Here is a 24,489-nt window from a genome sequence, read left to right as displayed (position 1 = left end):
GGGCGTTTCAGGATCGGACGATGCCGGGAGCCGCTACTTCGGCGCCAGGATCATGATCATCTGGCGGCCTTCCATACGCGGGGCGTATTCGACCTTTGCGATCTCGTCGAAGTCTTCCTGGACCTTGTTGAGCAGCTTCATGCCCAGTTCCGGGTGAGCCATTTCACGACCGCGGAAGCGCAGGGTCACCTTGACCTTGTCGCCCTCGTCGAAGAAGCGGTGCATGGCCTTGGCCTTCACCTCATAGTCGTGGGTGTCGATGTTGGGACGGAGCTTGATCTCTTTCAGCTCGACGACCTTCTGGCGCTTGCGGGCCTCGGCCTTCTTCTTCTGCTCCTGGAAACGGAACTTGCCGTAGTCGAGGATCTTGGCCACCGGCGGTTCGGAGGTGGACACGATCTGAACCAGGTCCATGCCCGCTTCTTCGGCGGCTTCCAGCGCGGCGGACGTCGGCATGACGCCCTGCTTCTCGCCGTTCTGATCGATGAGCAGAACGCGCGGCGCGCGGATATCTTGGTTCATGGGCGGCCCATCCTTGACGGGCGGCGTTTGCATCGGACGGCGAATGAGCGTCGTTTCCTTTTGTGGACGAAAGCAGTGTGGACGAAAGTCTTGCAGGCTCGCAGGGGTCAGCGCACGGCTCGGCGCCGCGTTCCCTGAGGCGCGCTATATGCGCCTGAAAGCCCGTTTTATCAAGGCGAGGCTGATCAGCCGTTAACGGCTCAGCTGGCGATATAGGCGTCGTGGAGCGCCACGACCGCCTCGAAGACGTGATCGACCGTCAGGTCCTCGATAGGCGAGAACTGGCCGCGCGTCTCATTGGAGGCCGCGATCCGGGTGCGCGGGCCCCAGGGGCCGTAGAGCCACCATTCGGTCGGACCGAACAGGCCGAGCGTCGGTCGTCCCAGCGCCGCCGAGACGTGCATCAGGCCGGAATCGTTGCCGACGAACAGGGCTGCGCGGTCGATGGCCGCCGCCGAGGCCAGGATGTCCCCCTTGCCGACGAAATCGATGCCGCGCGATCCTGCGGCTTCCAGCGCCGGGGTCGCGGGCGGCCGGTCGCCGGGCCCGCCGACGGGCATGAAGCGCCAGCCGTCGAAGCGGGGCTCGGCCTTCAGCTTCTCGACCAACTGGCCCCAGCGCTCGGCGGGCCAGCTTTTGCCCGGCTGGTGGGCGATCGGCGCCAGCGCAATGATCGGCCCCGGTCCCGTACCGCCGGCCAGTTGCGGGTCGATGACGGCGGCGGCTTCCGTGCGAGCCCGGTCATCGAGGAAGATCTCGGGATCGATCGGGGTGTCGGAGCCCATCAGCCGCGACACCATCTCGACCTTGCGCAGGCCGGTCTCCCACGAGCGGTTGTAGACCACGCGCCGCTTCGCCGGGATCAGCCAGCTGAGCGCCGAGCCGCGGATGTCGACGACCAGGTCCCAGCGGGTCCCCGAGACCTGTTTCCACAGATCGACCCAGTGTCCGGCCATCTTCTTCTTGTCGAGGACGATGACCCGCTCGACGCCCGGGGCGGAGCGGAAGAAGGGCGCGGGCGGGCGGCCGCAGGCGACGGTGATCGCCGCGCCGGGCAACTGGCGTTCGATCTCGCGGATCACGCCCGACGAGATGACGCAGTCGCCGATGCGGTTGGAGCTGACGAAGAGGACTTTGGGGGTGGACTGGACGGGCGGCACGCTTTGACCTTCGCTTCGTTCGTCGGCGTTCGCTATCAGGTGCGGACCGTTTGCGCGAGAGTAGGCCGCATGACCCCCATCGACCAGACTGACACCAACGACAACGACCTCCAGCATCTGGCCCGGCCGGACGGGGAGACCCTCGCCTACAAACAGATCTCCGGCGAAGGCCCTACGGTGGTCTGGATCGGCGGGTTCCGCTCGGACATGGAGGGGACCAAGGCCCTGGCGCTGGACGCCGCCGCCCGCGAGCGCGGCTGGGCCTTTTTGCGCTACGACCATTTCGCGCACGGCCAGTCGTCGGGCGACTGGCGGCAGGCGACCATCGGCCGCTGGCGCGAGGACGCCGTCGCCCTGATCGACAGCCTGAAGGGTCCGGCCATCCTCGTCGGCTCCTCGATGGGGGGCTGGGTCGCCCTGCTGGCGGCGCTGGCGCGGCCCGAGGCGGTGGCGGGTCTGGTGCTCATCAATCCGGCGCAGGACTTCACCGAGACCCTGATGTGGCCCGGTCTCGCCGATCACGAGCGTCAGGCCATCCTGCGCGACGGGGAGACGGTGGTGGTCGAGGAAGGGCTGGGTTCCTACGTCCTGACCCGCGCCATGTTCGAGGAGGCGAAGGACTGGCTGCTGCTGGGATCGCCGATCCAAATCGCGACGCCGGTCCATATCCTTCAGGGCCGTGCCGACGATGTCGTGCCATGGCGGCATTCGACCGCCTTGGTGGAGGTCCTGACCGGCGGCGACGTCCTGCTCGATCTGGTCGAAGGCGGCGACCACCGGCTGTCCGCACCGGCCGACCTGACGCGACTCATCAACGCCGTCGCGGCCCTGCGCGGCCTATGATCTGTCAGGGTCGGGCCTTCTCAAGACCCCTTTGACGGCTATGGTGACGCTCATGGACACCTTGAGCGCGCGCTGGGCGAAACTGGAGACCCACACGACGGTGGTCGGGCCGGACGACGACCGACCGCGTCCGGCGGTCCTGCTGTTCCACGGCTGCGGGGGCCTACGCGACCATCTGCCGAAATACGCCGCGGCGGCGAAGGCGGCCGGATGGCGGGCCTTCACCGTCGATTCCTACGGATCTCGCGGCTACAGCCGGGCCTTCGCCCTGGCCACGGTCTGCACGGGCCTGCTGCTACGCGGCGACGAGCGGGCGGGCGACATTCTGGCGACGATCCACGGCGTCTCGGCCCGGCCCGACGTCGACGCCTCGCGTATCGCCCTGGCCGGCTGGAGCCACGGCGGCTGGGGCATCATGGAGGCGATGAGTGCGGACCGGCGTCCGAAATCTCTCGGCCTCGCCGATCCGGGCGAGGTCTCGCTGGACGGGATCAAGGCGGCCTATCTGGCCTATCCCTATATCGGTTTCGCCGCCCTGAACCGGATGCGGCCCTGGCGACACTGTCCGAAGACGCTCGCCGTCATCGCCCGCGGTGATCACCTGACCTCGGTCCGCAACGCCGAGAAGGTGCACGAGATGGTCCGCAACTGCGGCGCGGAGGTCGAGACCTGGATCGCCGAAGGCACCCACAGTTTCGACGAACCGACTTCCGCTCCGCCGATGCGCTACCACCCCGAACTGACCGACGAGGCCATCCGCCGGTTCAGGGCTCTGCTGGAAGACGCCGCCACGGCCCCGCCGGTCGTCGCCTGATCGTCAGCCGATCTTCGCCTCGACCACGATCTCGGCCCGGACCGAATGGGCCATCTCGCAGTGTTCGTGGGCGGCGTGGTGCAGGGCGTCGAGCTCGGCCTGCGTCGGGGCGGGCCCGAAGAAGGTGGTGACGGGGCGCAGGGTCACCCGGTTCATGTAGCGATGGCCGCCCGCGTCCTTGCCCAGCATGCCCGAGGCCTCGTCGACATAGCGGTCAACCACGAAACCGTCGCCGGCGGCGAAGGCCAGGAACCATAGCATGTGGCAGCTGGACAGGGACGCGACCATGGCCTCCTCCGGGTCCACGGCGGTGATGTCCGACATCGGAACCGGCACGCTCTCGGGCGCCGAGGAGCCCTTGACCACGGCGCCGCCGTCAAAGGTCCAGACGTGGGCGCGCGAATACTTCTTGTCGATGAAGACCTGGCCGTCGCGTTTCCATTCGACGGTGGTGTGGTGTGCGCTCATGGCCTGCCTTCCCGCTCAGCTTTCCAGAATCGTATAGGTCATCGGCGCGCGAATTTCGAAGCCCAGGGTGCGATAGAAGGCGATGGTCGCGTCATGGTCGGCGAAGGCGTGCAGGAAGGCCGCCTCGCCCGTGGCGTGGATCTCGCCCACCACCACCCGGGACAGGGCCGCCGCATAACCCCGGCCGCGATGATCCGGATGGGTGCAGACCCCGCTCAGTTCGGTGAAGCCGCCGACCCGCAGCCGCCGTCCGGCCATGGCGATCAGTTCGCCGTCCTGTTTGATCCCGACGAACGGGCCGAGTTCGCGCGTCCTCGACCGGAAGGGGCCGGGCCGGGTCAGGGTCGCCAGGGCGAGCATGGCCGGGGCATCGGCTTCGGTCAGGGTCTGGAAGGCGATCTCGGGGGCGGATGAGGGGGTGAGTTCGGTCGCCGTCATCTGCACCAGGGCGATGCGGTCGCGAATGGCGATCCCTTCCGGCAGGACATCGACCATCGGCCCGTCTGCGCGCTCGACCAGGCTCGCGCCCGGATGACGCCGGGCCAGTTCGGTCAGGCGCGCCCGGCTCTCCGGCGAGCCGTCGGCGGCGGAAACGAAGACCCCGATCTCGGGATCGATCCGCACGGCGCGCGCATCGGAATCCCTCGTTGTGAAGGACGAGAGACGTGTGGTCAGGGCGTTCCAGACGGCGCGGTCGAGCGGGTGGGTCATGTTGGACGCGATGTAGTGCGGGATGGCTGCGCCGTCAGCCGTCATTGCAGCGATGGGTCCGAAAACCGCCGAGGCTCAGGCCCGCCAGAAGCCCACGATTGTCTTGACCTCATCCACTACCGGATCGGCGATGGCGGCGGCGCGTTCGGCGCCGTCCTTGAGGACGCGGTCGATCTCGGCGGTGTCGGCCATCAGGCGGCGCATCTCGGCGGTGATCGGGGCCATGGCGCTGACGGCGAGGTCGGCGAGGCGCGGCTTGAAGGCGCCGAAGCCCTGGCCGGCGAACTCGGCGGTGACCGCGTCCTTCGACTGGTCGGACAGGGCCGCATAGATGGAGATCAGGTTCCTGACCTCGGGCCGGTCGTCCAGCGCCTCGCCGACCTCGGGCATGACGCCCATGTCGGTCTTGGACTTGCGGATCTTGCCGGCGATGGCGTCGGCGTCGTCGGTCAGATTGATGCGCGACTGGTCCGACGGGTCCGACTTGGACATCTTGGCCGAGCCGTCACGCAGGCTCATGACGCGCGGCGCCGGACCCTGGGTCAGGGGTTCGGGCAGGGGGAAGAAGTCGGGCACGCCGAAGTCGTTGTTGAACTTGGCGGCGATGTCGCGGGTCAGTTCCAGATGCTGCTTCTGGTCCTCGCCGGTCGGCACCTCGGTGGCCTTGTAGAGCAGGATGTCGGCCGCCTGCAGCACCGGATAGGTGTAGAGGCCGACGCTCGAGCGTTCCTTGTGCTTGCCCGACTTCTCCTTGAACTGGGTCATCCGGTCCAGCCAGCCGAGGCGGGCGACGCAGTTGAAGACCCAGGCCAGTTCCGCATGGGCGCGCACGGCCGATTGCGGGAAGATGACCGACTTCGCCGGATCGAGGCCGGAGGCCAGATAGGCGGCGGCGATCTCGCGCGTCTGGGCGGTCAGCAGGGCCGGATCCTGCCAGACGGTGATGGCGTGCAGATCGGCGACGAACAGGAAGCAGGGCGCGCCCTGATCCTGCAGCTGGGTGAAGCGTTTCAGGGCGCCGAGATAGTTGCCCAGATGAAGCGCGCCCGAGGCCTGGATGCCCGAAAGCACCCGTCGCGGACCGGCGTAGTTGGAGGTGGGGGCGGGGGAGGCGGGCGCAGCGTCGGACATGGGCTCGCAGATGCCCTAGCAAGCGCCTGAGGGCAAGATCGCCGGTCGCCTGGAGCGAACCCTCAGATCAGAAACCGTCGGCCGGGCGCGGGGATTGCACGGGTGAGCCGGTCTCAACCGATTGTATCGTCGGAACTCTCCGGAAATCCGGGCCCCTCGACCAGGCATAGTCGGGCGCCGTGGTAGCCTATGGCCTCAACGGTCTTTGCCATGTCCGGCTCTTCGCCCGCCTCAAAGGCTCATCCGGCCGATGCGAACTCTCCGGACTCTTCGGACCCTGTTTTCGGGTCCGGAGAGTCCGCTAGTCCAGCCCGCCGCCTTGCACCGAGGCGCCCGGCTCACGACGCAGGACCGCCTTGAGTTCGGCGGGGGTGACCGCGCGGAACAGGAACAGACAGGCGCCGTAGACCACGGCTCCGGCCCCGCAGACGATCAGAACCGCGATCTCCTTGGCGAGGAACAGCTTGCTGAGCTCGGGATAGAAGATCCCCGCCGCCAGCAGGAGCGCCGCCATGACGCCGCTGGCCGCCAGCACGCGCGAGATGCGCGAGACGAAGCCGGCCGAAGGAGTCCAGGCCTTCTCGCGGATCAGTGTGCCCCACAGCAGGGCGACGTTGATCCAGGCCGAGACGCTGGTGGCGATGGCCAGACCCAGCACGCCGTCGACGCCGATGTGCGAGAACCAGAAGAACAGGCTCGCGCCCAGCACCACGGTGATCACCACCGAGGTCACCGCGAAGATCATCGGTCGCCGGGTGTCCATCCGGGCGAAGAAGGGCGGGGTCAGGACCTTGGCGAGGACGAAGGCGGGCACGCCCCAGCCGAACTGGCGCAGGGTGTCCGCGGTGCGGGCCGCGTCCTGATGGGTGAAGGCCCCGCGGGTCACCGTCGAATCGATGATGAAATAGGGGATGACGAACAGGGCGACGGCGGCCGGCAGGGTGAAGGCCATGGCCAGGTTGATGCCGTCGTCCAGGGTCTTCTGCCCGCCCTCGTGGTCGCCCTGGACGAAGGCCCTGGTCAGGCGCGGGACCAGGGCCAGGCCGATGGCGACCCCGACGAGGCCGAGCGGCAGCTGGTACAGGCGGTCGGCGTTGTAGAGCACCGAACGGGCGCCGGCGTCCGAGCCGGTCAGGACCTGGCTGACCACGGAGTTCAGCTGCAGGGCGCCGCCGGCCATGGCGCCGGGAATGGCCAGGGCCAGGGTCTTCTTCACGCTGGCGGTCAGCTTCGGCAGGGAGATCTTCAGGCGCACGCCCAGACGCCGCACGCCCCACCACAGCAGGCCCGCCTGGACGAGGCCCGAGACGGTCACCGCCGCGCTGACGGCCAGAAGCGTGTCCGGCTGACTCATCGAGGGGATGAAGGTCGGGGCCAGAAGCGGGAACAGGGTGCAGACGTTCAGCGCGACCGGCACCCCGGCCGACAGGGCGAATTTTCCGCCTGTGTTGAGCACGCCCGACAGCAGGGACGCGATGGTCATACAGGCCAGATAGGGCATGGCCAGCTGGGTCGCGGTGATCGCCACCGACATGACCCCGGCGTCGTGCTTCCAGGCCGACATCAGCAGCGGGATGATCCACGGCATGGCGATCTGCATGACGATGCAGAAGCCGGTGACCACCGCGAACATGAAGCTCAGGGCCTCCGAGGCCGTCACCGCCGCGGCCTCCTCGCCCTCGGCGGCGCGGACACCGCCGTAGATGGGCACGAAGGCCTGGGCGAAGGCGCCCTCGGCGAACAGCCGGCGGAACAGATTGGGCAGCATGATCGCCGTGGCCCAGGCGTCCATCATCGGCCCCTGGCCGAACCGGGCCGACAGGGCCAGGTCGCGGGTGAAGCCCAGGACGCGGCTCCCCAGCGTCAGGGTGGACTGGACGATCGTATTGCGAGCCAGGCTCATGCGGGAGGGTCCGAACCGCCGGAATGCGCGGGTAATTCTGCGCTTAGCGCGGTTCCGCCTGCGACGAAACGTCCTTCGCACGTCGGATCGGACGATTGAGGTCAGAGACGTCGCGGGCGCTGGCCCGGGCGGCGATGATCTGGCGGCCCTGGGGCGCGGCGGGGGCCCGTTCCAGCACCGCCTCCAGCCCGGTCTGGATTTCGTTCAGCAGCATTTCGGAGAAGATCTTCCGCCCCTTGCGGTCCACCACATAGAAGCTGTCGACCGCCCGCTCGCCGAAGCCGGCGACGTGGGCCGAGCGGATCGACAGGTCCAGATCGGTCAGGGTGCGCGACAGCTCGGCCAGAAGGCCCGGCCGGTCGGCGCCCGAGACCTCGATCACCGTCGCCGTCTCGCTGGCCCCGGCGTCGATCATGACCACGGGTCGCACGTCGAAGACGGCGCGGCGCGGGGTCGAGGCGGGCATGGCGGGCGGCTCGACCGGGGTCTCGCCCCGGGCGGCGGCCTCGAGGGCGGCGACCAGGGTCTTGAGGCGGCGCGGCTCGGCCTGGCCATAGGGGGCGTCGGCGCCGTCCTGGACCTGAAACACGTCCAGCGCCGTGCCGTCGGCGGCAGTGGCGACCCGGGCGCCTGTGACGTCGGCCCCGGCGGCGGCCAGCACCGCTGTCAGGTCGGCGAACAGCCCCGGCCGGTCGCGGGCGGCCAGCGCGATCTCGGTCGTGGATTCGATCCGGCCCGGCCCCTGACGGCATTCGGCGGCGGCGCCGGTCTCGAAGGCCCGGGCGATCAGGGCGGCGTGTTCGGCCAGGGGGTCGATCAGATCCACGTCCTCGCCCCGGAACAGGGCCTCGACCCGGGTATAGAGGGCGGTGATCAGCTGGCCCTTCCAGTTGTTCCAGACGCCAGGCCCCACGGCGCGGATGTCGGCGACGGTCAGGACCAGCAGCAGGCGCAGCCGCTCGGGATCGCCGACCAGCTCGGCGAAGTCCTTTATCGTCTGGGGATCGGAGGTGTCGCGCTTCTGGGCATAGTCGGACATGGCCAGGTGGTTGCGGACAAGCCAGACCACCAGCTCGATCCGGCGCGGGTCGACGCCCAGCCGTTCGCAGGCCCGCCGCGCCGCGATGGCGCCGTCCTCCAGCTGACCGCGCTCCCCGCCCTTGCCGACATCATGCAGCAGCATGGCCAGCATGAGCACCTCGAAGTCGGCGATCAGATGGATGGTCGAGGACGACAGCGGATGGTCGTCCTTCAGCTTGCCGCGGAAGATGTCGTTGATGATGCCGATGGCCTGCAGGCTGTGCTCGTCGACCGTGAAGGCGTGGTACATGTTGAACTGGGTCTGGCCGACGATCCGCCCCCATTCGGGGAGGAACCGGCCCAGCAGCCCGGTCTCGTTCATGATGGTCAGGACGCGATAGGGCCTCTGGCCGTGCGCCAGGATGTGCAGGAAGGCGGCCGTGGCGCGGGGATCGCGCCTGAGCTTCGGCGTCACCAGCCCCAGCGACCGGGTCACGGCGGAGAAGGCGTGGGGATGCAGGTCCAGATCGTGCTGGTCGGCGGTGACGAACAGGGTCAGCAGCTTGACCGGGTCGTCGATGAAGACCTGGGCGCTCTCGACCGACAGCCGGCCGCCGTCCTCGATGAAGCCGGGAACGCCGAGGTTGCGCTTCCGCCCCGGGATCAGCCGCGACAGGCTGAGGGTGTTCTTCTGCTGACGCGCCTCCAGCGTCGCGCTCATGGCCCGGGTCAGGGCGCCGACGTCACGGGCGACGAGGAAATAGCGGCGCATGAACCGCTCGACCGCCGGCTCGTCGCCGCGCCCGCGCCAGCCCATCCGCCGCGCCACCTCGGGCTGGAGGTCGAAGGTCAGCTTTTCCTCGGCCCGGCCGGTGATCAGGTGCAGGTGGCAGCGCACCCGCCACAGGAAGTCGAACGCCTCCTCGAAGGTGCGGCGCTCGCGGGCGGTCAGGAGATCGTTCAGGACGGCGGCGCCCAGCGGGCTTTCCGGCGCGAGGGCCCGGGCGATCCAGAACAGTGTGTTGAGGTCGCGCAGACCCCCCTTGCCGTCCTTGATATTGGGCTCGACGCGATAGCGGACATTGCCCGCCTTGGTGTGACGCGCCTGACGCTCTTCCAGCTTGGCGGCGATGAAGGGGCGGGGGTCGGCATTGGTCACCGTCCCCCGGAAGCGCCACAGGAAATCCTCGGCCAGATGTTTGTCGCCGGCCAGCCAGCGCCCTTCCAGCAGGGCGGTGCGGACGGTCATGTCGGTGCGCGACAGGGCGAGGCATTCGTCGACCGACCGGGCCGAGGATCCGACCTTCAGCCCAAGGTCCCACAGGACGTAGAGGACGAACTCGGCGACCGTCTCCGTCCGGGCGGTGGTCTTCCACGGCCTCAGGAACAGCAGGTCCAGATCGGAAAACGGCGCCAGCACCCCGCGCCCGTAGCCCCCGACAGCGATCAGGGTCAGCTTCTCGGCCTCGGTCGGATTGTGCGACGGATAGAGGGTCTCGGAGGTGAACCGCCACAGGGCGATCAGGATCTCGTCGGCGGCGGCGCTATACTGTCGGGCCACCTCGACCCCGCCGAGGCCCCCGGCCAGACGGGCGGCGATCTTCTCGCGCGCGGCGTCGTAATGGGCCTTCAGGGCGGCGGCGACGCCCAGCTGTCGCGCGAGGTCCTGGCCGAGATGAACCTGATGCGGTCGGACCCCCAGGCCTATATCGCCGTGCTGCAGGACTACCGGACCCAGTTCCGCGGCGACATCGTCGTGCGGCCCGGCCGGATCAATATCCAGACCCGCGAGGGGGTTGCGGCGGTCGACGAGGCCATCGCCTTCCTGCGCCGCCAGAAGCCGATGGCGCCGCTGTCGCCCGATCTGATCCTGGCCTTGACGGCCGGAGACCATGTCGCCGATCAGGGCCCTTCGGGCTTCATCGGCCACTATGGTTCGGACGGCTGGGATTTCGCGACCCGCGTGACCCGGCGAGGCGGCGATCCCTATGGCGGGGAGAACATCTCCTACGGCTATGACACCGCCCGCGAAGTGATCATCCAGCTGCTGGTCGACGACAATATCGCCGACCGGGGCCACCGGGTGAACCTGTTCCGCGACGGCTATGTCCGCGCCGGCGTCAGCTGCGGCCCGCATGCGGTGTTCAACCACATGTGCGTCATCGATTACGGCTATGAGCCGGTGAAGCGGCGCTAGATCAGACCTTCAGGGCCTTCAACCGGTACAAGGCTTCAAGCGCCTCGCGCGGGCTCATCGCGTCGGGATCGAGCGCTGCGACGGCCTCGTCCATGATCGACTTCATCGGCGGAGGCGGCGGTTCGGCGACTGCGAACAGGGGCAGGTCGTCCAGCTTGTCGTTGGCGGCCTTCTCGGCCTCCAGCCGGTCCAGCACCGAGCGGGCGCGGGCCACCACCCAGGGCGGCACGCCCGCCAGCTTCGCCACCTGCACCCCGTAGGAGCGATCGGCGGCGCCGGCGCCGGCCTCGTGCAGGAAGATCAGTTCCCCGTTCCACTCCTTGGCCTTCATCGACAGATTGGAGACGTGGTCGAGCCGCTCCTCCAGCCGCGCCAGCTCGTGATAGTGGGTGGCGAACAGGGTGCGCGAGCGATTGGTCTCGTGCAGGGCCTCGGCGCAGGCCCAGGCGATGGCCAGACCGTCATAGGTCGCCGTGCCGCGCCCGATCTCGTCCAGCACCACGAAGCTTGCGGGTGTCGCCTGGGTCAGGATGGCGGCCGTCTCGACCATCTCCATCATGAAGGTGGAGCGGCCGCGCGCCAGGTCGTCCCCGGCGCCGACGCGCGAGAACAGCCGGTCGACGACGCCCAGCCGCATCGCCTGCGCAGGCACGAAGGATCCGGCCTGGGCCAGGATCACCAGCAGGGCGTTCTGGCGCAGGAAGGTCGACTTACCGGCCATGTTCGGCCCGGTGACGATCGACAGACGCGGGCAGGCGCCCGCCCCCTTGATCGGGGCGCCGTCCAGACGGCAGTCGTTGGGGGTGAAGGGGTCGCCCGCCTTCCTGACCGCCGCCTCGACGACGGGGTGGCGACCGCCCTGGACCTCGAAGGTCAGGCTGGAATCAACCGTTGGCCGGACCGCCCCGACCTCTTCCGCCCATTCTGCGAGCGCCGAGGTGGCGTCCAGTTCGGCCAGGGCGTCGGCGACGGCCTGCAGCGGCTGGGCGAGGCGTTGCACGGTCTGGCGCCAGCCCTCGAAGGTCTCGCCCTCCATGGCCAGGGCCCGGAACCCGGCCTGGCTGATCTTCGCGTCCAGCTCCGACAGTTCGACGGTGGTGAACCGCACCTGGGCCGCCAGGGTCTGGCGGTGGATGTAGGGGCTCTCCGGACCTGCGCGGAACAGGGGCTCGGCATGTTTGGCCGTGGTCTCGAGGAAATAGCCGAGGACGGCGTTGTGCTTGATCTTGAACGGCACGCCCGATTCGGCGACGGCGCGGGCCTCGAGGTCGGCGACCACCCGGCGGCTGTCGTCGCGAAGGGTGCGGGCGGCGTCCAGCTCGGGCCGGAAGCCGGGACGGACGAAGCCGCCGTCGCGCGCCAGATGCGGCGGCTCGTCCATCAGGCCTTCGATGAGGTCGATCTTCAGCCGCCCCAGATCGGGCGACAGGGTCAGGCGGTCGAGACAGCCGAGCAGCCGCTGCGGCGGCGCGCTCAACGGATTTGCGGGAACCACGAACAGCCCCCCGATGCTCTCGGCGATGTCCAGTCCCGAACGGATGGCGGCCAGATCGCGCGGTCCGCCACGGCCCAGCGCCAACCGGGACACCGCGCGGGCGACGTCGGCGGAGGCGCGCAGGGCGTCCCTCAGATCGCGGCGCAGGTCGCGGCGCTCCAGCAGCCATTCGACGGCGTCCAGTCCCTCGTTGATGGCCAACGGATCGCGCAGCGGCCGGGCGACGCGCTCGGCCAGAGCCCGGGCCCCGCCCGAGGTGACGGTGCGGTCCAGACAGGCCAGCAGCGAGCCCTCGCGCTCGCCGCGCTGGGTGCGGTCGATCTCGAGCGACTGGCGCGTCGCCGGGTCGATAGCCAGGAAGCCGCTCTCGCCCGAACGGCGCGGCGGCGTCAGGGCCGGGACCTTGCCGGCCTGGGTCGTCTCCAGATAGGCGGCGACCAGACCCAGGGCCGAGACCTCGGCCTCCTCGAAGGCGCCGAAACCGTCCAGCGAGGCGACGCCGTACAGCCGCTCGACCCGGTCGCGTGCGGCGGCGGGCTCGGCGACGGCGGAGGCCAGGGCCTGAACCACCCCGCCGGAGCCGTCCAGCGCGGGACGGACGGCGTCGTCGGAGAAAAGCTTGTCCGGGACCAGCACCTCGGACGGGCGGAAGGCGGCGAGCGTCGCGGCCAGGTCTTCCAGAGCGCAGGCGACCGAATCCACCGCCCCGGCCGACAGCTCGACCACGGCGACGGCCGCGCGGCCCTTGCGGATCGCCACCGCCGCCAGACGGTTCGCGCCCCGCGCCTCCAGCAGGGAGTCCTCGGTCAGGGTGCCGGGGGTGACGACGCGCACGATGTCGCGCGCCACGATGGCCTTGGAGCCGCGCTTTTTCGCCTCGGCGGGGGTCTCGATCTGGTCGCAGATGGCGACGCGCTGTCCGGCCCGGATCAGCCGCGCCAGATAGCCGTCCATGGCGTGGACCGGCACCCCCGCCATGGGGATGTCCTCGCCCTGATGCTTGCCGCGCCTGGTCAGGGTGATGCCCAGCAGGGCCGAGGCGATCTCGGCGTCCTTGAAGAACAGCTCGTAGAAATCGCCCATCCGGAAGAAGACGATGGCGTCGGGCTGCGCCGCCTTGGCCGCCAGATACTGGCCCATGACGGGGGTCACGCCGTCAGGCGCGGGCTGCGGGGGGTGGGCGAGGGGAGCGTTCATGCGAGCGCACAGGGTGAAGGATCGCGTGCTTCGTCTCAAGCCATTCCGAGGCGGGATGGCTGACTTGTTTTGTCAGGCCGCGGCGCTGATCGGCGTGCGGGCGCTGAGGGCGGCCGGCTCGGACAGGGCGAGCGCCTCCCAGTCCAGATCGGGCTTGGGCGCGCAGGAGGCGGCCAGGATGGCGCGCAGCTCGGCCGCCGAGGCAACGCTGGCCACGACGCAAGCGGCGGGCGGCAGGTTCAACGCGAAGGCCAGGGCGGCCTGCATCGGGTCGACGCGGGCCTCGGCCAGGCTGCGGCGCACGCGCGACAGGGCCGGACCGTGCTCGGCCAGATGCGGCGGCAGGCTTTCTCGGCTGGCGAACAGCAGGCCGCGCGCAAAGACCGATGCGATGTGGACGTCGATATCCATGGCCGCGAGATCAGACAGGGTCCCTTCGGTCACCGGACGCTGGTCCAGAAGATTGCAGGGCATCTGGACGACGTCGGGCTGGTAGCGGCGCGCCAGCAGGGCCGGGCCATCCTCCATGGTCGCGCAGAAGCCGATGCGGCGATAAAGCCCGCGATCCTTGAGCGCCTTCATCCGCTCCCACAGGGCGCGGCCCTCGGCTCCAGCCAGGTCGGCGGCGTTGGACACCAGAAGCGTGTCGCCGCGCGGCAGACCCATCCGCTCCAGCGAGCGGCGGGCGCGGGCCTCGACCCGGTCCAGCCCCTCGGACAGGGGCACGGTGCGTACGGTCACACGGAACGGCGACGGGAAGGGCCAAGCCTGACCCAGCAGCCGCTCGCCGTCGCGATCGGGACGGGTGGCGACGGTGTTGATCCCGCCGTCGGCGGCGGTCTGCAGCAGGAAACGCATCGCCTCCTCGCGCGCGCCGACCGGTGCGGTCGCCACGGCGCCCACGCCCCTTTCGGGGTCGGTCACGACCGCCATGGCCAGTTTGCCGGCGGGAGTCTGTACGGGGAGAGGCTTCACCCCCGAACCCTGCACGACAAAGTTTAAGGGAGGCTGACCCGGAAGTTGCCGGAACCTTACCTGCAGACTCGCGGTCTCTCGAATTTCCTTAGCGAAATCAGTCTGCGTCCGGCTGTTTGTCCGGATGGGCCGCGATAAAGGCCGGATGGGTTTCCGCCGCCTGTTCGACCGCCAGCAGCCTGGGCCAGGGCGACAGATCGACATTGAAGCGCCGCGCCGAATAGAGCTGCGGGATCAGATAGCAGTCGACCATGGTGGGATTGGCGCCGAAGCTCCAGCCGGCCCCGTCCCTCGCGACCATCTGCTCCAGAGCGTCGAAGCCGGCGGCGATCCAGCCGCCCGCCCAGGCGTCCACCCCGGCCTGATCGGCGCCCAGACCGCGCACGGCGCCGAGCACCCTGAGATTGTTCAGCGGATGGATGTCCGAGCCGATGAGGGCGGCCATGGCCCGGACCCGGGCGCGATCGAGCAGGGCGGTCGGCAGCAGGGCGGGGTCGGGGTAGGCCTCTTCCAGCCATTCCAGAATGGCCACGCTCTGGGTCAGGACCGCGCCCTCGACCTCCAGGGCCGGGACCATTCCCTGGGGGTTGATCGCCAGATACTCCGGGGTCTTGTGCGCCCGGGTGCGCAGGTCGACGTCGCGCCGCTCGTACTCCAGACCCTTCAGATTGAGGGCGATCCGGGTCCGGTAGGCCGCGCCGGAGCGCCAGTAGGAGTGCAGGATCATGGTCACGGCCCTCAGAGCGGGGGGGCGACGGTGAAGCTCAGGGTCGTCAGGCCCTCGATGGTGGCCTCGACCGTGTCGCCCGGAACCAGCGGCCCGACGCCTTCCGGGGTGCCGGTGAAGATCAGGTCGCCGGGCTGCAGGGTCCACAGCTCCCCCGCCTTGGCGACGATCTCGTGCGGGTTCCAGATCATGTCGTCCAGCGACCCCGACTGTTTGGCCACCCCATTGACCGACAGGGCGATGGCGCCCATCGGCCGCGGCAGGTCGCCAAGGGTCAGGGGGCCGCACGGGGCCGACTGGTCGAAGCCCTTGGAGGCGTCCCACGGACGGCCCTTCTCCTTGGCCAGGGCCTGAAGGTCGCGCCGGGTCAGATCGACGCCGACCGCCCAGCCGATGGCCTGCCCACCTTCACCGATGGCCACGACCAGCTCGACCTCGTGATGCAGATTGGTGGTCTGCGACGGATAGGCCGGATCCTTGCCGTCGGTGACGAGGGCGTCCGCCGGCTTGGAGAAGAAGAAGGGCGCCGGCCGGGTCGCGTCGCCGCCCATTTCGCGCACATGGGCGGCGTAGTTCTGGCCCACGCACAGGATGCGGCGTACCGGAAAACGGCGCTCATCGCCGACGATCGGCAGGGACGGGGTCGGGGCGGGTGAGAAGAGCCAGTCGGTCATGGTGCTTTTCTTAGGACGCGGAATCCGCAGCGTCATCCGCAATCCCATGCTGCGCTGCGGCGAAACGGCCGGAACCCTCGCGAGGATATAGCGTTCAGCGGCTGGTACCTCTATTTACAGCCAAGCTGACCACCGGAGCGCGCGACATGGCCACGACCAAGGCTCGAGAAGATATCAAGAACGACCTAAAGACCCTGAAGGAAGACCTGAAGACCGGCGCCCGCGAGGAAACCGAACGTCTGAAGGAAAAAGCCGCCGAGGCCCAGCAGCGTCTGAAGGCCAAGTCCGCCGAGGCCGAGGCCCAGGTGCGCGAAAAGGCCGAGGTTCTGCGCGAACAGGCGCGCGGCTATTATGACCAGGCTCGTCTGCGCGGCCGCGAGTACTACGACGACGCCTCCGAGCGGTTCGACGAGGCCCAGCGCTACATCACCGAACGCGTCCAGGAACGTCCGGTCCAGTCGACCGCCATCGCGCTCGGCGTCGGCGTTGTGCTCGGCTTGCTGCTGGCCGGTCGTCGCCGCTGATGATCGGCAAGGGGCTGGTAAAAAAGCTGGTCGCCGGCCTCGCCGCGGCGGCCAGCGCGTTCGTAGCCGTGATCGCGCTTGGCGCGACGCTGTTCTATGCGCTGTGTCTGGTGCTGCCCGCCCTCGGCGCGGCGGCGATTACCTTCGCGGTGTTCGCCGCCGTGACGGCGCTGATCGCGGTGATCTTCCTCAACGCCGGTGGTGATCACCACCACGACGACGACGAAGATGAGCCCGAGAGCTTCGCCCAGAAGGCGGTGCATCTGCTGCGCGAGCGTCCGATCCTTGGCGCCGCCGGCGGTCTGGGCATCCTCTTTTTCCTGCTGCGCAACCCGGCCCTGGCCGCGATCGCCGCCAGCATGATCACCGAGAAGCGTATGGAGAGCCGCGGCTACGGCCGCAGACGTCGGTAGACTTCGCAGAGTCTTCGACCTCCACGGAACAGTAGGGGTTGAGACGCGTTGATTGAGGGAGCGGCGCCGGTCAGGTGGCGTCCAAGTTGATCAATCGTTTCAATCTCATCCTGAGCTGGAGGCCACTATGCTGCGCTGGGCTATCATCTTCTTCGTCGTGGCGCTCGTCGCCGCTGTTCTGGGCTTCGGCGGCATCGCCGGCATGTCCTTCGAGATCGCCAAGTTCGTCGCGATCATCGCCGTCGTCCTGTTCCTGGCTTCCCTGATCATGGGCGGTCTGCGCGGACGCGGGACGCGCATATAAATCGACGCTTCGGCGTTTGAATAAAGAAGCCGCCGTCCGAAAGGGCGGCGGCTTTTTCGTGTCTGAGATGGCGGGAGCGTCGGTGAACGACGGAGTGACGAAGGCCTAGGTCGTGGACTCATAAGCTCTGAGCCACAGGCGGGTTGAGGCCAGCAGTACGGCGGCGAGGAAGTTGCGGGCCAGTTTGTCGAAGCGTGTGGCGACGCGGCGGAAGTGCTTGAGCTTGCAGAAGTAGCGCTCCACGACGTTGCGCTGTCGATAGATGGCGGGATCGACGGAGCGCTGGACCTTGCGATCCTTCTGGGTCGGGATATGGGCGCAGCCGCCGCGAGAGCGGACCAGATCGATGACGGCCTGTGCGTCGTAACCTCTGTCGGCGACGAGCGCCTTGGCGGGCTTGAGGCCGTAGATCAGTTCCTCGACGGCGGCCTTGTCGGACGCCTGGCCGGCCGAGAGGGTGATCCTGAGCGGCAATCCGTCCTGATCGACCAGGGCGTTGATCTTGGTGCTCAGTCCCCCACGAGATCGGCCGATGGCGTGATCCGGGCCCCCTTTTTTCCACCGGCGGCGTGCTGGTGGGCCCGAATGATCGAACTGTCGATCAGGTGCATCGAACCCGGCGACGCCGCCGACAGCGCCTCGAACACCCGCACCCAGACGCCTGCTTTGGCCCACCGATTGAAGCGATTGTAGACCGTCGTGTGCGGCCCGTAGCGACCCGGCAGGTCACGCCAGGGCGAACCCGTCCTCAGAATGTAGAAGATGCCGTTGATCACCCGACGGTCGTCCACGCGGGCCACGCCGCGGGGCTTGTTCGGAAGCAACGGCTGGATCAGCCGCCACTCCGTTTCGCTCAGATCGTATCGCGCCATCGACGTCTCCTTCCGAAGACCTCGAATCCCTCAGACCTTTATGGGTTCAGAACCTAGACCGCCGCCTTTTCCTTGTCGCCCGCGACGGCCGGGTCGGGCGCGGTGTCCGGGTGGCGGGTGTCCTGACGGCGCGGCAGACGCCAGGTGCGACTGGGCGCGAAGGCTGAGCCGTCCCAGGCCATGGCCGTGACCACGATCTCGCGCTCATCCCACTCCAGTTGGTTGAAGCTCGGAGGCGTGCCGCGTTCGCGGTGCGACAGGGTCCCGCAACCGACCGCATAGGAGCACCGGTCCGTCAGGTCGATCGGCAGGGCGAAGGGGATATGGGTATGGCCGGTCATGATCAGATCGACCCCGGCCTCGGCGAAGATTTCGGCCGCCGCGTCGCCGCGCTTGACGTCGCCGGTCATCGGCGTGCCGATCATCTCGATCAACGGGTGATGGCAGGCCAGGATGCGCAGGGCCCCGACCGGCGCCTGGCGCAGGGCGGCGGCGGCCCGCCGGGTCTGGTCCAGATCGATGACGCCCTTCGACCAGTTCAGCCGCGCCTGCCAGCCCCGGGCCGTGGTCACGCCCCGCACCATCAGATTGTCGCGCTTGAACTCGCCGTCATGGGCCGGATGGCCAGTCGCCGCCTCGAAGGCGCGCCAGGGCCAGAACAGCCGGGCCATGGCGCTATAGTAGGGAACGTCATGATTGCCGACGACGACGAAGCGCGGCTCGGGCATGGCCCGGATCCAGTCGCCCGCCGCCTTGAACTCGTTCGGCAGGCCCTTCTGGGTCACGTCGCCGGTGATCAGGATCAGGTCGTTCTGCGCGGCGTGGGCGTAGTCGAGAGCGGCGGCGCAGGCGCGCCGGTGCTCGGCGCCGAAATGGACGTCGGAAAACTGGATCAGGCGGCCGGAGCTCAAGGCGGCGTACTCGTCATACGCTGTCTTCCGCCGCCGGCGGATGGGGCGCAAGGGCCTGGAAGGCCTTGGGGATGAAGGTGACCTTCGTCTCGTGCGGCAACAGGGTCGGCTCGCCGTCGATCACGGCCGGGATCTTCGACCGGGCCCAGACCTCGATCTTGCGCGCGGGCCGGGTGGTGACCGACGGGTCTTGACGCCAGTCGCTGAACAGGGCCGTCGCCGCCAGACGGAAGGCTTGGCCGGTATCGCTCGGATCCATGGCGGCGGCTTCCAGCCCGACGGGTTCGTCCAGCGCGCGCGAGATCATCGGGCTGATCAGGACCAGGGCCTCGGTCTTGGCCTTGGCGGCGCCGTCCAGCGAGAACCGCAGTCGGCCGGTGAAGGCGCGGCGCAGGGCGCGGCGGCCATAGGCCCAGGCCAGGGACAGCTTGCCCGACCGCATGGCCTCGCGCGCCGGGGCCCAGAGGGCGGGAGAGCCGAGGATGGCCGCGCAATAGAAGTCTTCGCCCTGGACGGTTCCCCCCGAAACGCATTGCGGCGCCCCCTCTTCCAGCGCCTTGCGCAGCGCCAGCTTCCAGTCGGCGGTGCCGTAGAGCGCCTTGGGCAGCATGTTCATCGTGCCGCCGGGCAGGGGGGCGACCAGCGGTCCCTTCGGTCCTGCGCGCGAGGCCACGGCCCGCGCCGTGCCGTCTCCGGCCAGGACGAACAGGACGTCGGGCCCGGAGGCCAGAGCCGTCTCGATCTGGGCGTCGATGCGATGGCCTTCCAGCGAGATCACCTCGGCCTCGCAGGGGTATTCGGCCATGATGGCCTCGACCTCGCCGACAGCGCGCGGGCCGACCGAACCCGAGGCCGGATTGACCAGCACCACGACACGCCGGATCTCGACATGGGGCGTCAGTTCGCGGACGACGGTGTCCGCCGCCTCGGCCATGTCGTGGTTCGATACGGGCGCCGCGTCAGGTCCCGTTTCAGGCCCCGTTTCAGGTCTGGTGGCGTCGCCGTGAAGGGTGATGCTGTCGGTCATCTCGCCCGAACGTCCGGCCGGGGCCGACGTTCCGGGCAAGCGTAACTATTCCACCGGAGCGTTTCGTCGCACCGAGGACGGCCCTCAGTGGGCGGGTGCGGGCTTCAGTTCCTGGGCGGTCTCGGCGGCGCCGGCCTTCAGGGCGTCGCCGGTCTTCTCGGCCTTGTCGCCGGCCTTGTCGGCGGCCACGGTCGCAGCGGCGGGCGCCTTGCCGACGGCCCTCACGGCGGTCTGGACGCCGGTGGAGATCCAGCCGTCGATCACGGCGCCGCCGGCGGCGACGGAGCGTTCCTTGATGGCCATGACGCCGGTCAGGGCGCCGAAAAGGGCCAGCAGGGTCACCAGGAAGCCGATGAACGGACCGGCGCCCGGGCCGCGCTTGCGCTTGCTGCGCGCCCAGACCGGGCTGTGGCCCGTATCGTCCGAATTCCGGACCACTTCAGGAAAACGCATGTCAGACCCCTCCAACCAACTTTTCTTGCGACCGTCGAACCCCGCGACGGTGCGGGATCAGCCTAGTCGATCGTCAACGAAGCGCATAGGGCGGGAACCTGCACCATAATCCAGCGTTCTCCCCCCCGGGGCGAACAACAGGCTCGCTCTCGAGCCATTCGGGATGAAGGATTACACCCATGAAGAAGGCACTCATCGCCATCGGCGCCGCCGGTCTTATGGCTTCGGCCTGCGCCAGCGATCCTTACGGCGGCACCAATGAAACCGCGAAGCAGGGCGCAATCGGCGCCGGCCTCGGCGCCGTCGCTGGCGCGATCATCGGCAACAATGTCGGCAGCGGCAACGCCGCCACCGGCGCCCTGATCGGCGGCCTCGCCGGCGGCGCCGTCGGCGCCATCCGCGGCTCCAACCAGGACCGCGCGAACCAGCAGCGCTACCGCGACAACGGCGGCGCCTATTACTATTGCTACGATAACCGTCAGTCCGAATGCTATTGGGAAAACGGCCAGCGCCGCAACTAGGACGGTTCGGCCGTCCGAGGGACGGCTGGGCGGGAGCAGGGGCGGCTCGCAGCGCGGGCCGCCCTTTTTCACGTCGCGATCAGGGTTTTGAACGCCGGTATTCGGTGACGGAGGGGACGAGCATGGGCAAGGGCGGGATTCTGGTCGCGGCGGTGGCTTGCGCGGGGCTGCTGGCGGGGTGCGAGACGACGCGGAACATGTTCACCGACCGGTCGCAGATCGTGGAGACGCCGTCGGCGTGCGCGGCGAAGCGGTTCGAGATCTATTTCGCGGACGGGGAGGCTCGGCTGACGGAGCCGGCGCGGCAGGCGATCGGGCTGACGGCGACCCAGCTGCAGGGCTGCAGGATCAACAGCGTCAAGGTGCTGGGCCTGGCGGACGCCAGGGGCGGGGCCCAGGCCAACCAGAGCCTGTCGGAGCGGCGGGCGACGGCGGTTGCCGAGGCCCTGGCGGCGGCCGGCTGGCCCTCGCCGGCGTTCGAGGTGGGCGCGGCGGGCGACGACGGGGCGGTCAACGCCCAGGGCGTGCGCGAGCCCTTGCGGCGGCGCACCGAGGTCCTCGTCGACGCGGCCCCCAATTAGAACTCCGACGCAGCGACGGCAGAGGTTATAGGTCGGGCCTCGACCGTCCGGACCCTCGCCGTTGCGTCTTCTGAAATTCCTTCTTCTCAGCCTGGCCCTCATTTCCGGAGCGGCGTCAGCCCCGGGCGCGTGGGCGCAAACCCCGGCCCAAAGCCCGTCCGGCGGGGCGTCAGGCGCGCAGAAGACCGAGCGGATCGAGGCCGAACTGGTCCCCATGTCGGCCTGGGCCGCGCCGGGATCGACCGCCGTGGTCGCGGTCAGACAACAGATCAAACCCGGCTGGCACACCTACTGGCGCAATCCGGGCGACTCGGGCGGGCCGACGACCCTGGACTGGACCCTGCCCGCCCATGTCACGGCCGGCGACATCGTCTGGCCCCTGCCGCAGCGCCAGCGGCTCTCAGGGCTTACCAACTATGGCTATGAGGGCGAGGTCTTCCTGCCCGTGCCGATCGAGGTCCCGGCCGAGGCCAAACCCGGAACCACCATCCCCCTGACCGTCCGCGCCGTCTTTCTGGTCTGCAGCGCCGAGATGTGCGTGCCGGATCCCCTGACCCTGAGGCTGGACCTGCCGATCAAGGCCGGCGCCGCGCCCCTGGCCGGAGCGACCGGCCGCCGCATCCAGACGGTGGTCGAGACCGCGCCCCGCCCCGCCGGGATCACCGCCCATGCGACGCTTCAGAACGGCGCCCTGACCCTGAGCCTGACCGGCGGCCCGCTGAACGGGATCGCGCCCAGACAGGCCTCCTTCTTCCCGTTCGAGGGCGACGTCATCGACCACGCCGCCGCCCAGTTCGGCCAGCGCGGCCCGAACGGCCTGACCCTGACCCTCGCCCCCGGCCGCGACCTCAAGACGGACGGCCTGACCAGCCCCGTCTCCGGCGTCCTGTCGACCGATCTGGGGAGCTGGGAGATCACCGCGACCCCCGGCCCGGCCCTGCCCGGAACCACGGGCGCGGGCGCCCTCGAACCCACCCCCGACGCCTTCGGTCAGGCCGAGGCTCCGGCGAAGACCGGCCCGCTCGACCTTCTGAAGGCCGCCGCCTTCGCCCTTCTGGGCGGGCTGATCCTCAATCTGATGCCCTGCGTCTTCCCGATTCTGGCCATGAAGGCGGCGGCCCTGACCCGCTCAGCCCATGAACCGGCCGAGGCGCGCCGCGACGGCGTCGCCTTCACGATCGGGGTGCTGGTCTCCTTCGCCGTCCTCGCCGCCGTGCTTCTGGCCCTGCGCGCCGGAGGACAGGCGGTCGGCTGGGGCTTCCAGCTCCAGTCCCCGGCGGTGGTCGCGGCTCTCGCCCTCCTGATGCTGGCCGTGGCGCTCAACCTGTCCGGCGTCTTCGAGGTCGGCCAGAGGCTTCAATCCATCGGCGGCCAATCGCCCCTGTCCCGCCTGCCCGGAGGAACCGGCGCCTTCTTCACCGGGGTTCTGGCCGTGGTGGTCGCGGCCCCCTGCACGGCGCCCTTCATGGCCTTTGCGCTGGGCGCGGCTCTGGTGATGCCGGCCCCCATGGCCATGGTCGTCTTCCTGATGCTGGGTCTGGGTCTGGCCCTGCCCTATCTGGCGATCAGCCTGTCGCCGGGCCTGCTGGCGAGATTGCCGAAGCCCGGACGCTGGATGGTGCTGCTCCAGAGGTGGCTGGCCCTGCCGATGTACGCCGCCGCCGCCTGGCTGGTCTGGGTCTTCTGGCGGCAGACGGACCTGTCTCCGGCCCTGCTGCTGCTCGCGGCCTGCGTCGCCGCCGCCGTGGGTCTGGCCGCCGTCGGGATGTTCGCCGGCCGCGCCCGTTGGGCGCGCGGCCTCGGCTGGGGCGCGATCGCCGTCGCCGTCACACTGACCGGGGTCTCGGGCCATCTGGCGGCGCGCGCGAACGCTCCCGCCGAACTCCCCGCCGACGCCTGGTCCGAGGCGAAGGTTCAGGCGGCGCTGGCCTCGGGCCGTCCGGTCCTGGTCAACTTCACCGCCGACTGGTGCGTCAGCTGCAAGATCAACGAACGCACCGCCCTGTCCTCGCCGGTCACCGCCCGGGCGCTGCGGGAGACGAACGCCCTCTACCTCGAAGGCGACTGGACGCGCCGGGATGACGCGATCACCCGGGAGCTGGAGAAGCATGGGCGGTCAGGGGTGCCGCTGTATCTGGTCTACCGGCCCGGGAAGGCCGAGCCGGAAGTGCTGCCACAGCTGCTGACGGACGGGGTGGTGGTGGAGGCGTTGAAGTGAGGGGAGAGGTTAGGGCTCGGACGCCGAGAGATCGTTCATTTAGGTTTCGCCGAATGAAGGATCTTCATGTCCTGCCCAAGTGCGCCACTGGCCGGTAGTTTTGTCTCGTGTGCGTCGGATCAGTGACGGATAGTCATCGGCGACCGAACGCATAAGGCCTGTAAAGTCGGCAAGCTCGACCTGGATTAGGCCCTTTGCTTGTTCGTAGTCCGACGTGACCATGAAGGCGTCAAAGGTCTCAGCCTCTCCTATAACCTCCACGAATACGAGGCTATGAATTAGGAGATTCACGAGCCGCCGGTTGGGCATGTCCACGGGAGTGGCGGTGCTCAAGTCAAAGAACTTGTCGAACCGATGACTGTTCACTTCCGAGTACCCAGAGCGAACCGGCGCGAAGCGCTGAACGCGCATTGGCGCGCTGAGAGTTGAGGTGGACAGCTTGGTTGCGTCGTCCAGTTTCCGCATCGCGTATGCGGCGAGAAACACCTTCTGTTCGATCAGGAACGAGCGTCGCTCGGAGCGGCTGGGTTTGGCTGCCCAGCGCTCAATTAGGTCGGCATCGCCGATAAGCCGAGATTTCCAAGGCACGCTATCGTGAATCATCGGCCATCCCGATCAACCTACCGATTTGCCATCCATACAGCGGCCGATGAGATCATCAGACAATGCCTTTAAAGCGTTCAGGTGAGCGCGGACGACATTGTTCTGCGTTGGCGTGAACGCTCAAGATACGACATTCGGGCAACGTACCGCTTAATCCGACGTTAGCGATTCCGACCGGACTCTTGTTGTGTTACGATTCGTCATAACGCAGGTCGGTTGGATCGC

At 68.9% G+C, this 24,489-nt stretch carries 25 protein-coding genes; 9 read left to right on the top strand and 16 right to left on the bottom strand.

What is annotated here, in order from left to right; translation table 11 throughout:
• Positions 1-33 precede the first annotated feature (33 nt).
• Positions 34-555 (bottom strand): translation initiation factor IF-3, encoded by a 522-nt coding sequence (gene infC, locus IFJ75_RS16655; RefSeq protein ID WP_207869590.1) that lies wholly within the window; start codon positions 553-555, stop codon positions 34-36.
• Positions 556-722: 167 nt separating this feature from the next.
• Entirely contained in the window at positions 723-1,682 is a 960-nt protein-coding gene (locus tag IFJ75_RS16650; RefSeq protein ID WP_225896873.1) for a glycosyltransferase family 9 protein, read from the bottom strand.
• A 69-nt stretch (positions 1,683-1,751) separates the two neighbouring features.
• Between IFJ75_RS16650 and IFJ75_RS16645 the strand changes: the two genes are divergently transcribed.
• Entirely contained in the window at positions 1,752-2,525 is a 774-nt protein-coding gene (locus IFJ75_RS16645) for an alpha/beta fold hydrolase (RefSeq protein ID WP_207869586.1), read from the top strand.
• A 52-nt stretch (positions 2,526-2,577) separates the two neighbouring features.
• Entirely contained in the window at positions 2,578-3,339 is a 762-nt protein-coding gene (locus IFJ75_RS16640) for a dienelactone hydrolase family protein (protein ID WP_207869584.1), read from the top strand.
• 3 nt (positions 3,340-3,342) lie between these two features.
• On the opposite strand, the gene IFJ75_RS16635 is transcribed toward IFJ75_RS16640, so the two are convergent.
• The 5 genes from IFJ75_RS16635 to glnD form a co-directional block, all read right to left on the bottom strand.
• On the bottom strand, positions 3,343-3,807 hold the full coding sequence (locus IFJ75_RS16635) for an OsmC family protein (RefSeq protein WP_207869582.1): 465 nt from the start codon (positions 3,805-3,807) through the stop codon (positions 3,343-3,345).
• 15 nt (positions 3,808-3,822) lie between these two features.
• Complete coding sequence (locus IFJ75_RS16630) at positions 3,823-4,563, bottom strand: GNAT family N-acetyltransferase (protein ID WP_318781025.1); 741 nt, start codon at positions 4,561-4,563, stop codon at positions 3,823-3,825.
• 30 nt (positions 4,564-4,593) lie between these two features.
• Positions 4,594-5,649, bottom strand: a complete 1,056-nt coding sequence (trpS, locus tag IFJ75_RS16625) for a tryptophan--tRNA ligase (protein ID WP_207869580.1) — start codon at positions 5,647-5,649, stop codon at positions 4,594-4,596.
• A 301-nt stretch (positions 5,650-5,950) separates the two neighbouring features.
• Entirely contained in the window at positions 5,951-7,552 is a 1,602-nt protein-coding gene (gene murJ / locus IFJ75_RS16620; protein WP_207869578.1) for a murein biosynthesis integral membrane protein MurJ, read from the bottom strand.
• A 43-nt stretch (positions 7,553-7,595) separates the two neighbouring features.
• Complete coding sequence (gene glnD / locus IFJ75_RS16615) at positions 7,596-10,133, bottom strand: [protein-PII] uridylyltransferase (protein WP_263972998.1); 2,538 nt, start codon at positions 10,131-10,133, stop codon at positions 7,596-7,598.
• A gap of 60 nt (positions 10,134-10,193) precedes the next feature.
• Between glnD and IFJ75_RS19850 the strand changes: the two genes are divergently transcribed.
• Positions 10,194-10,769 (top strand): CAP domain-containing protein, encoded by a 576-nt coding sequence (locus IFJ75_RS19850; protein WP_225896872.1) that lies wholly within the window; start codon positions 10,194-10,196, stop codon positions 10,767-10,769.
• Between the two features lies 1 nt (position 10,770).
• Here IFJ75_RS19850 and mutS read toward each other — a convergent pair whose 3' ends face one another.
• The 4 genes from mutS to IFJ75_RS16590 form a co-directional block, all read right to left on the bottom strand.
• Complete coding sequence (gene mutS / locus IFJ75_RS16605; protein WP_207869574.1) at positions 10,771-13,461, bottom strand: DNA mismatch repair protein MutS; 2,691 nt, start codon at positions 13,459-13,461, stop codon at positions 10,771-10,773.
• A gap of 72 nt (positions 13,462-13,533) precedes the next feature.
• Complete coding sequence (locus IFJ75_RS16600; protein ID WP_225896871.1) at positions 13,534-14,436, bottom strand: aldo/keto reductase; 903 nt, start codon at positions 14,434-14,436, stop codon at positions 13,534-13,536.
• 97 nt (positions 14,437-14,533) lie between these two features.
• Positions 14,534-15,163 carry a maleylacetoacetate isomerase gene (maiA, locus tag IFJ75_RS16595; RefSeq protein WP_207932653.1) on the bottom strand — a complete coding sequence of 210 codons (630 nt, stop codon included), beginning with the start codon at positions 15,161-15,163 and terminating at the stop codon, positions 14,534-14,536.
• An 11-nt stretch (positions 15,164-15,174) separates the two neighbouring features.
• Positions 15,175-15,837 carry a fumarylacetoacetate hydrolase family protein gene (locus tag IFJ75_RS16590; protein ID WP_207869572.1) on the bottom strand — a complete coding sequence of 221 codons (663 nt, stop codon included), beginning with the start codon at positions 15,835-15,837 and terminating at the stop codon, positions 15,175-15,177.
• Positions 15,838-15,983: 146 nt separating this feature from the next.
• On the opposite strand from IFJ75_RS16590, the gene IFJ75_RS16585 reads away from it, so the two are divergent.
• From IFJ75_RS16585 to IFJ75_RS16575, 3 genes are all read left to right on the top strand, one after another.
• A complete protein-coding gene (locus IFJ75_RS16585; protein WP_207869570.1) occupies positions 15,984-16,361 on the top strand; it encodes a glycine zipper domain-containing protein in 378 nt (125 codons plus the stop codon).
• A complete protein-coding gene (locus tag IFJ75_RS16580; protein WP_207869568.1) occupies positions 16,361-16,774 on the top strand; it encodes a hypothetical protein in 414 nt (137 codons plus the stop codon). Before IFJ75_RS16585 ends, IFJ75_RS16580 begins: the two co-directional genes overlap by 1 nt.
• Before the next feature lie 127 nt (positions 16,775-16,901).
• Positions 16,902-17,078: a DUF1328 domain-containing protein gene (locus IFJ75_RS16575; protein WP_207869566.1), complete on the top strand. Its 177-nt coding sequence runs from the start codon at positions 16,902-16,904 to the stop codon at positions 17,076-17,078.
• 105 nt (positions 17,079-17,183) lie between these two features.
• Here IFJ75_RS16575 and IFJ75_RS16570 read toward each other — a convergent pair.
• The 4 genes from IFJ75_RS16570 to IFJ75_RS16555 all read right to left on the bottom strand — a co-directional run bounded on the left by IFJ75_RS16570 (position 17,184) and on the right by IFJ75_RS16555 (position 20,341).
• Positions 17,184-17,950 (bottom strand): IS5 family transposase gene (locus tag IFJ75_RS16570; protein ID WP_207869564.1). Its coding sequence is split into 2 segments (ribosomal slippage): positions 17,184-17,626 and positions 17,626-17,950, totalling 768 coding nucleotides; the frame shifts between segments, so codons are not numbered across the junction.
• 53 nt (positions 17,951-18,003) lie between these two features.
• Positions 18,004-18,861 carry a metallophosphoesterase family protein gene (locus IFJ75_RS16565; protein ID WP_207869562.1) on the bottom strand — a complete coding sequence of 286 codons (858 nt, stop codon included), beginning with the start codon at positions 18,859-18,861 and terminating at the stop codon, positions 18,004-18,006.
• A 13-nt stretch (positions 18,862-18,874) separates the two neighbouring features.
• Positions 18,875-19,888, bottom strand: coding sequence for a diacylglycerol/lipid kinase family protein (locus IFJ75_RS16560; RefSeq protein ID WP_225896870.1), 1,014 nt, complete (start codon positions 19,886-19,888; stop codon positions 18,875-18,877).
• 84 nt (positions 19,889-19,972) lie between these two features.
• Positions 19,973-20,341 carry a hypothetical protein gene (locus tag IFJ75_RS16555; protein ID WP_207869560.1) on the bottom strand — a complete coding sequence of 123 codons (369 nt, stop codon included), beginning with the start codon at positions 20,339-20,341 and terminating at the stop codon, positions 19,973-19,975.
• A gap of 179 nt (positions 20,342-20,520) precedes the next feature.
• Between IFJ75_RS16555 and IFJ75_RS16550 the strand changes: the two genes are divergently transcribed.
• The 3 genes from IFJ75_RS16550 (at position 20,521) to IFJ75_RS16540 (ending at position 23,661) form a co-directional block, all read left to right on the top strand.
• Positions 20,521-20,862 (top strand): YMGG-like glycine zipper-containing protein, encoded by a 342-nt coding sequence (locus tag IFJ75_RS16550; RefSeq protein WP_207869558.1) that lies wholly within the window; start codon positions 20,521-20,523, stop codon positions 20,860-20,862.
• A 122-nt stretch (positions 20,863-20,984) separates the two neighbouring features.
• The gene (locus IFJ75_RS16545; protein ID WP_207869556.1) at positions 20,985-21,443 is read left to right on the top strand and encodes an OmpA family protein; all 459 of its coding nucleotides are present in this window, start codon (positions 20,985-20,987) and stop codon (positions 21,441-21,443) included.
• Between the two features lie 61 nt (positions 21,444-21,504).
• Complete coding sequence (locus IFJ75_RS16540; protein WP_225896869.1) at positions 21,505-23,661, top strand: protein-disulfide reductase DsbD family protein; 2,157 nt, start codon at positions 21,505-21,507, stop codon at positions 23,659-23,661.
• 39 nt (positions 23,662-23,700) lie between these two features.
• Here the strand turns inward: IFJ75_RS16540 and IFJ75_RS16535 are convergent, their stop codons facing one another.
• Positions 23,701-24,264: a hypothetical protein gene (locus IFJ75_RS16535; protein ID WP_207869554.1), complete on the bottom strand. Its 564-nt coding sequence runs from the start codon at positions 24,262-24,264 to the stop codon at positions 23,701-23,703.
• Between the last annotated feature and the right edge of the window lie 225 nt (positions 24,265-24,489).

The organism is Brevundimonas goettingensis (assembly GCF_017487405.1).
In the GTDB taxonomy this organism is placed as follows: domain Bacteria; phylum Pseudomonadota; class Alphaproteobacteria; order Caulobacterales; family Caulobacteraceae; genus Brevundimonas; species Brevundimonas goettingensis.
This window is presented reverse-complemented; position numbering and strand designations above follow the sequence as displayed.

What these genes read in the sequence shown, in the direction of transcription:
- infC (WP_207869590.1), bottom strand. Translation starts at nt 555, where the DNA reads ATGCAAACGCCGCCCGTCAAGGATGGGCCGCCCATGAACCAAGATATC.
- IFJ75_RS16645 (WP_207869586.1), top strand. Translation starts at nt 1,752, where the DNA reads ATGACCCCCATCGACCAGACTGACACCAACGACAACGACCTCCAGCAT.
- IFJ75_RS16640 (WP_207869584.1), top strand. Translation starts at nt 2,578, where the DNA reads ATGGACACCTTGAGCGCGCGCTGGGCGAAACTGGAGACCCACACGACG.
- IFJ75_RS16635 (WP_207869582.1), bottom strand. Translation starts at nt 3,807, where the DNA reads ATGAGCGCACACCACACCACCGTCGAATGGAAACGCGACGGCCAGGTC.
- IFJ75_RS16630 (WP_318781025.1), bottom strand. Translation starts at nt 4,563, where the DNA reads ATGACGGCTGACGGCGCAGCCATCCCGCACTACATCGCGTCCAACATG.
- trpS (WP_207869580.1), bottom strand. Translation starts at nt 5,649, where the DNA reads ATGTCCGACGCTGCGCCCGCCTCCCCCGCCCCCACCTCCAACTACGCC.
- murJ (WP_207869578.1), bottom strand. Translation starts at nt 7,552, where the DNA reads ATGAGCCTGGCTCGCAATACGATCGTCCAGTCCACCCTGACGCTGGGG.
- IFJ75_RS19850 (WP_225896872.1), top strand. Translation starts at nt 10,194, where the DNA reads ATGGGCCTTCAGGGCGGCGGCGACGCCCAGCTGTCGCGCGAGGTCCTG.
- mutS (WP_207869574.1), bottom strand. Translation starts at nt 13,461, where the DNA reads ATGAACGCTCCCCTCGCCCACCCCCCGCAGCCCGCGCCTGACGGCGTG.
- maiA (WP_207932653.1), bottom strand. Translation starts at nt 15,163, where the DNA reads ATGATCCTGCACTCCTACTGGCGCTCCGGCGCGGCCTACCGGACCCGG.
- IFJ75_RS16590 (WP_207869572.1), bottom strand. Translation starts at nt 15,837, where the DNA reads ATGACCGACTGGCTCTTCTCACCCGCCCCGACCCCGTCCCTGCCGATC.
- IFJ75_RS16585 (WP_207869570.1), top strand. Translation starts at nt 15,984, where the DNA reads ATGGCCACGACCAAGGCTCGAGAAGATATCAAGAACGACCTAAAGACC.
- IFJ75_RS16580 (WP_207869568.1), top strand. Translation starts at nt 16,361, where the DNA reads ATGATCGGCAAGGGGCTGGTAAAAAAGCTGGTCGCCGGCCTCGCCGCG.
- IFJ75_RS16575 (WP_207869566.1), top strand. Translation starts at nt 16,902, where the DNA reads ATGCTGCGCTGGGCTATCATCTTCTTCGTCGTGGCGCTCGTCGCCGCT.
- IFJ75_RS16560 (WP_225896870.1), bottom strand. Translation starts at nt 19,888, where the DNA reads ATGACCGACAGCATCACCCTTCACGGCGACGCCACCAGACCTGAAACG.
- IFJ75_RS16555 (WP_207869560.1), bottom strand. Translation starts at nt 20,341, where the DNA reads ATGCGTTTTCCTGAAGTGGTCCGGAATTCGGACGATACGGGCCACAGC.
- IFJ75_RS16550 (WP_207869558.1), top strand. Translation starts at nt 20,521, where the DNA reads ATGAAGAAGGCACTCATCGCCATCGGCGCCGCCGGTCTTATGGCTTCG.
- IFJ75_RS16545 (WP_207869556.1), top strand. Translation starts at nt 20,985, where the DNA reads ATGGGCAAGGGCGGGATTCTGGTCGCGGCGGTGGCTTGCGCGGGGCTG.
- IFJ75_RS16535 (WP_207869554.1), bottom strand. Translation starts at nt 24,264, where the DNA reads ATGATTCACGATAGCGTGCCTTGGAAATCTCGGCTTATCGGCGATGCC.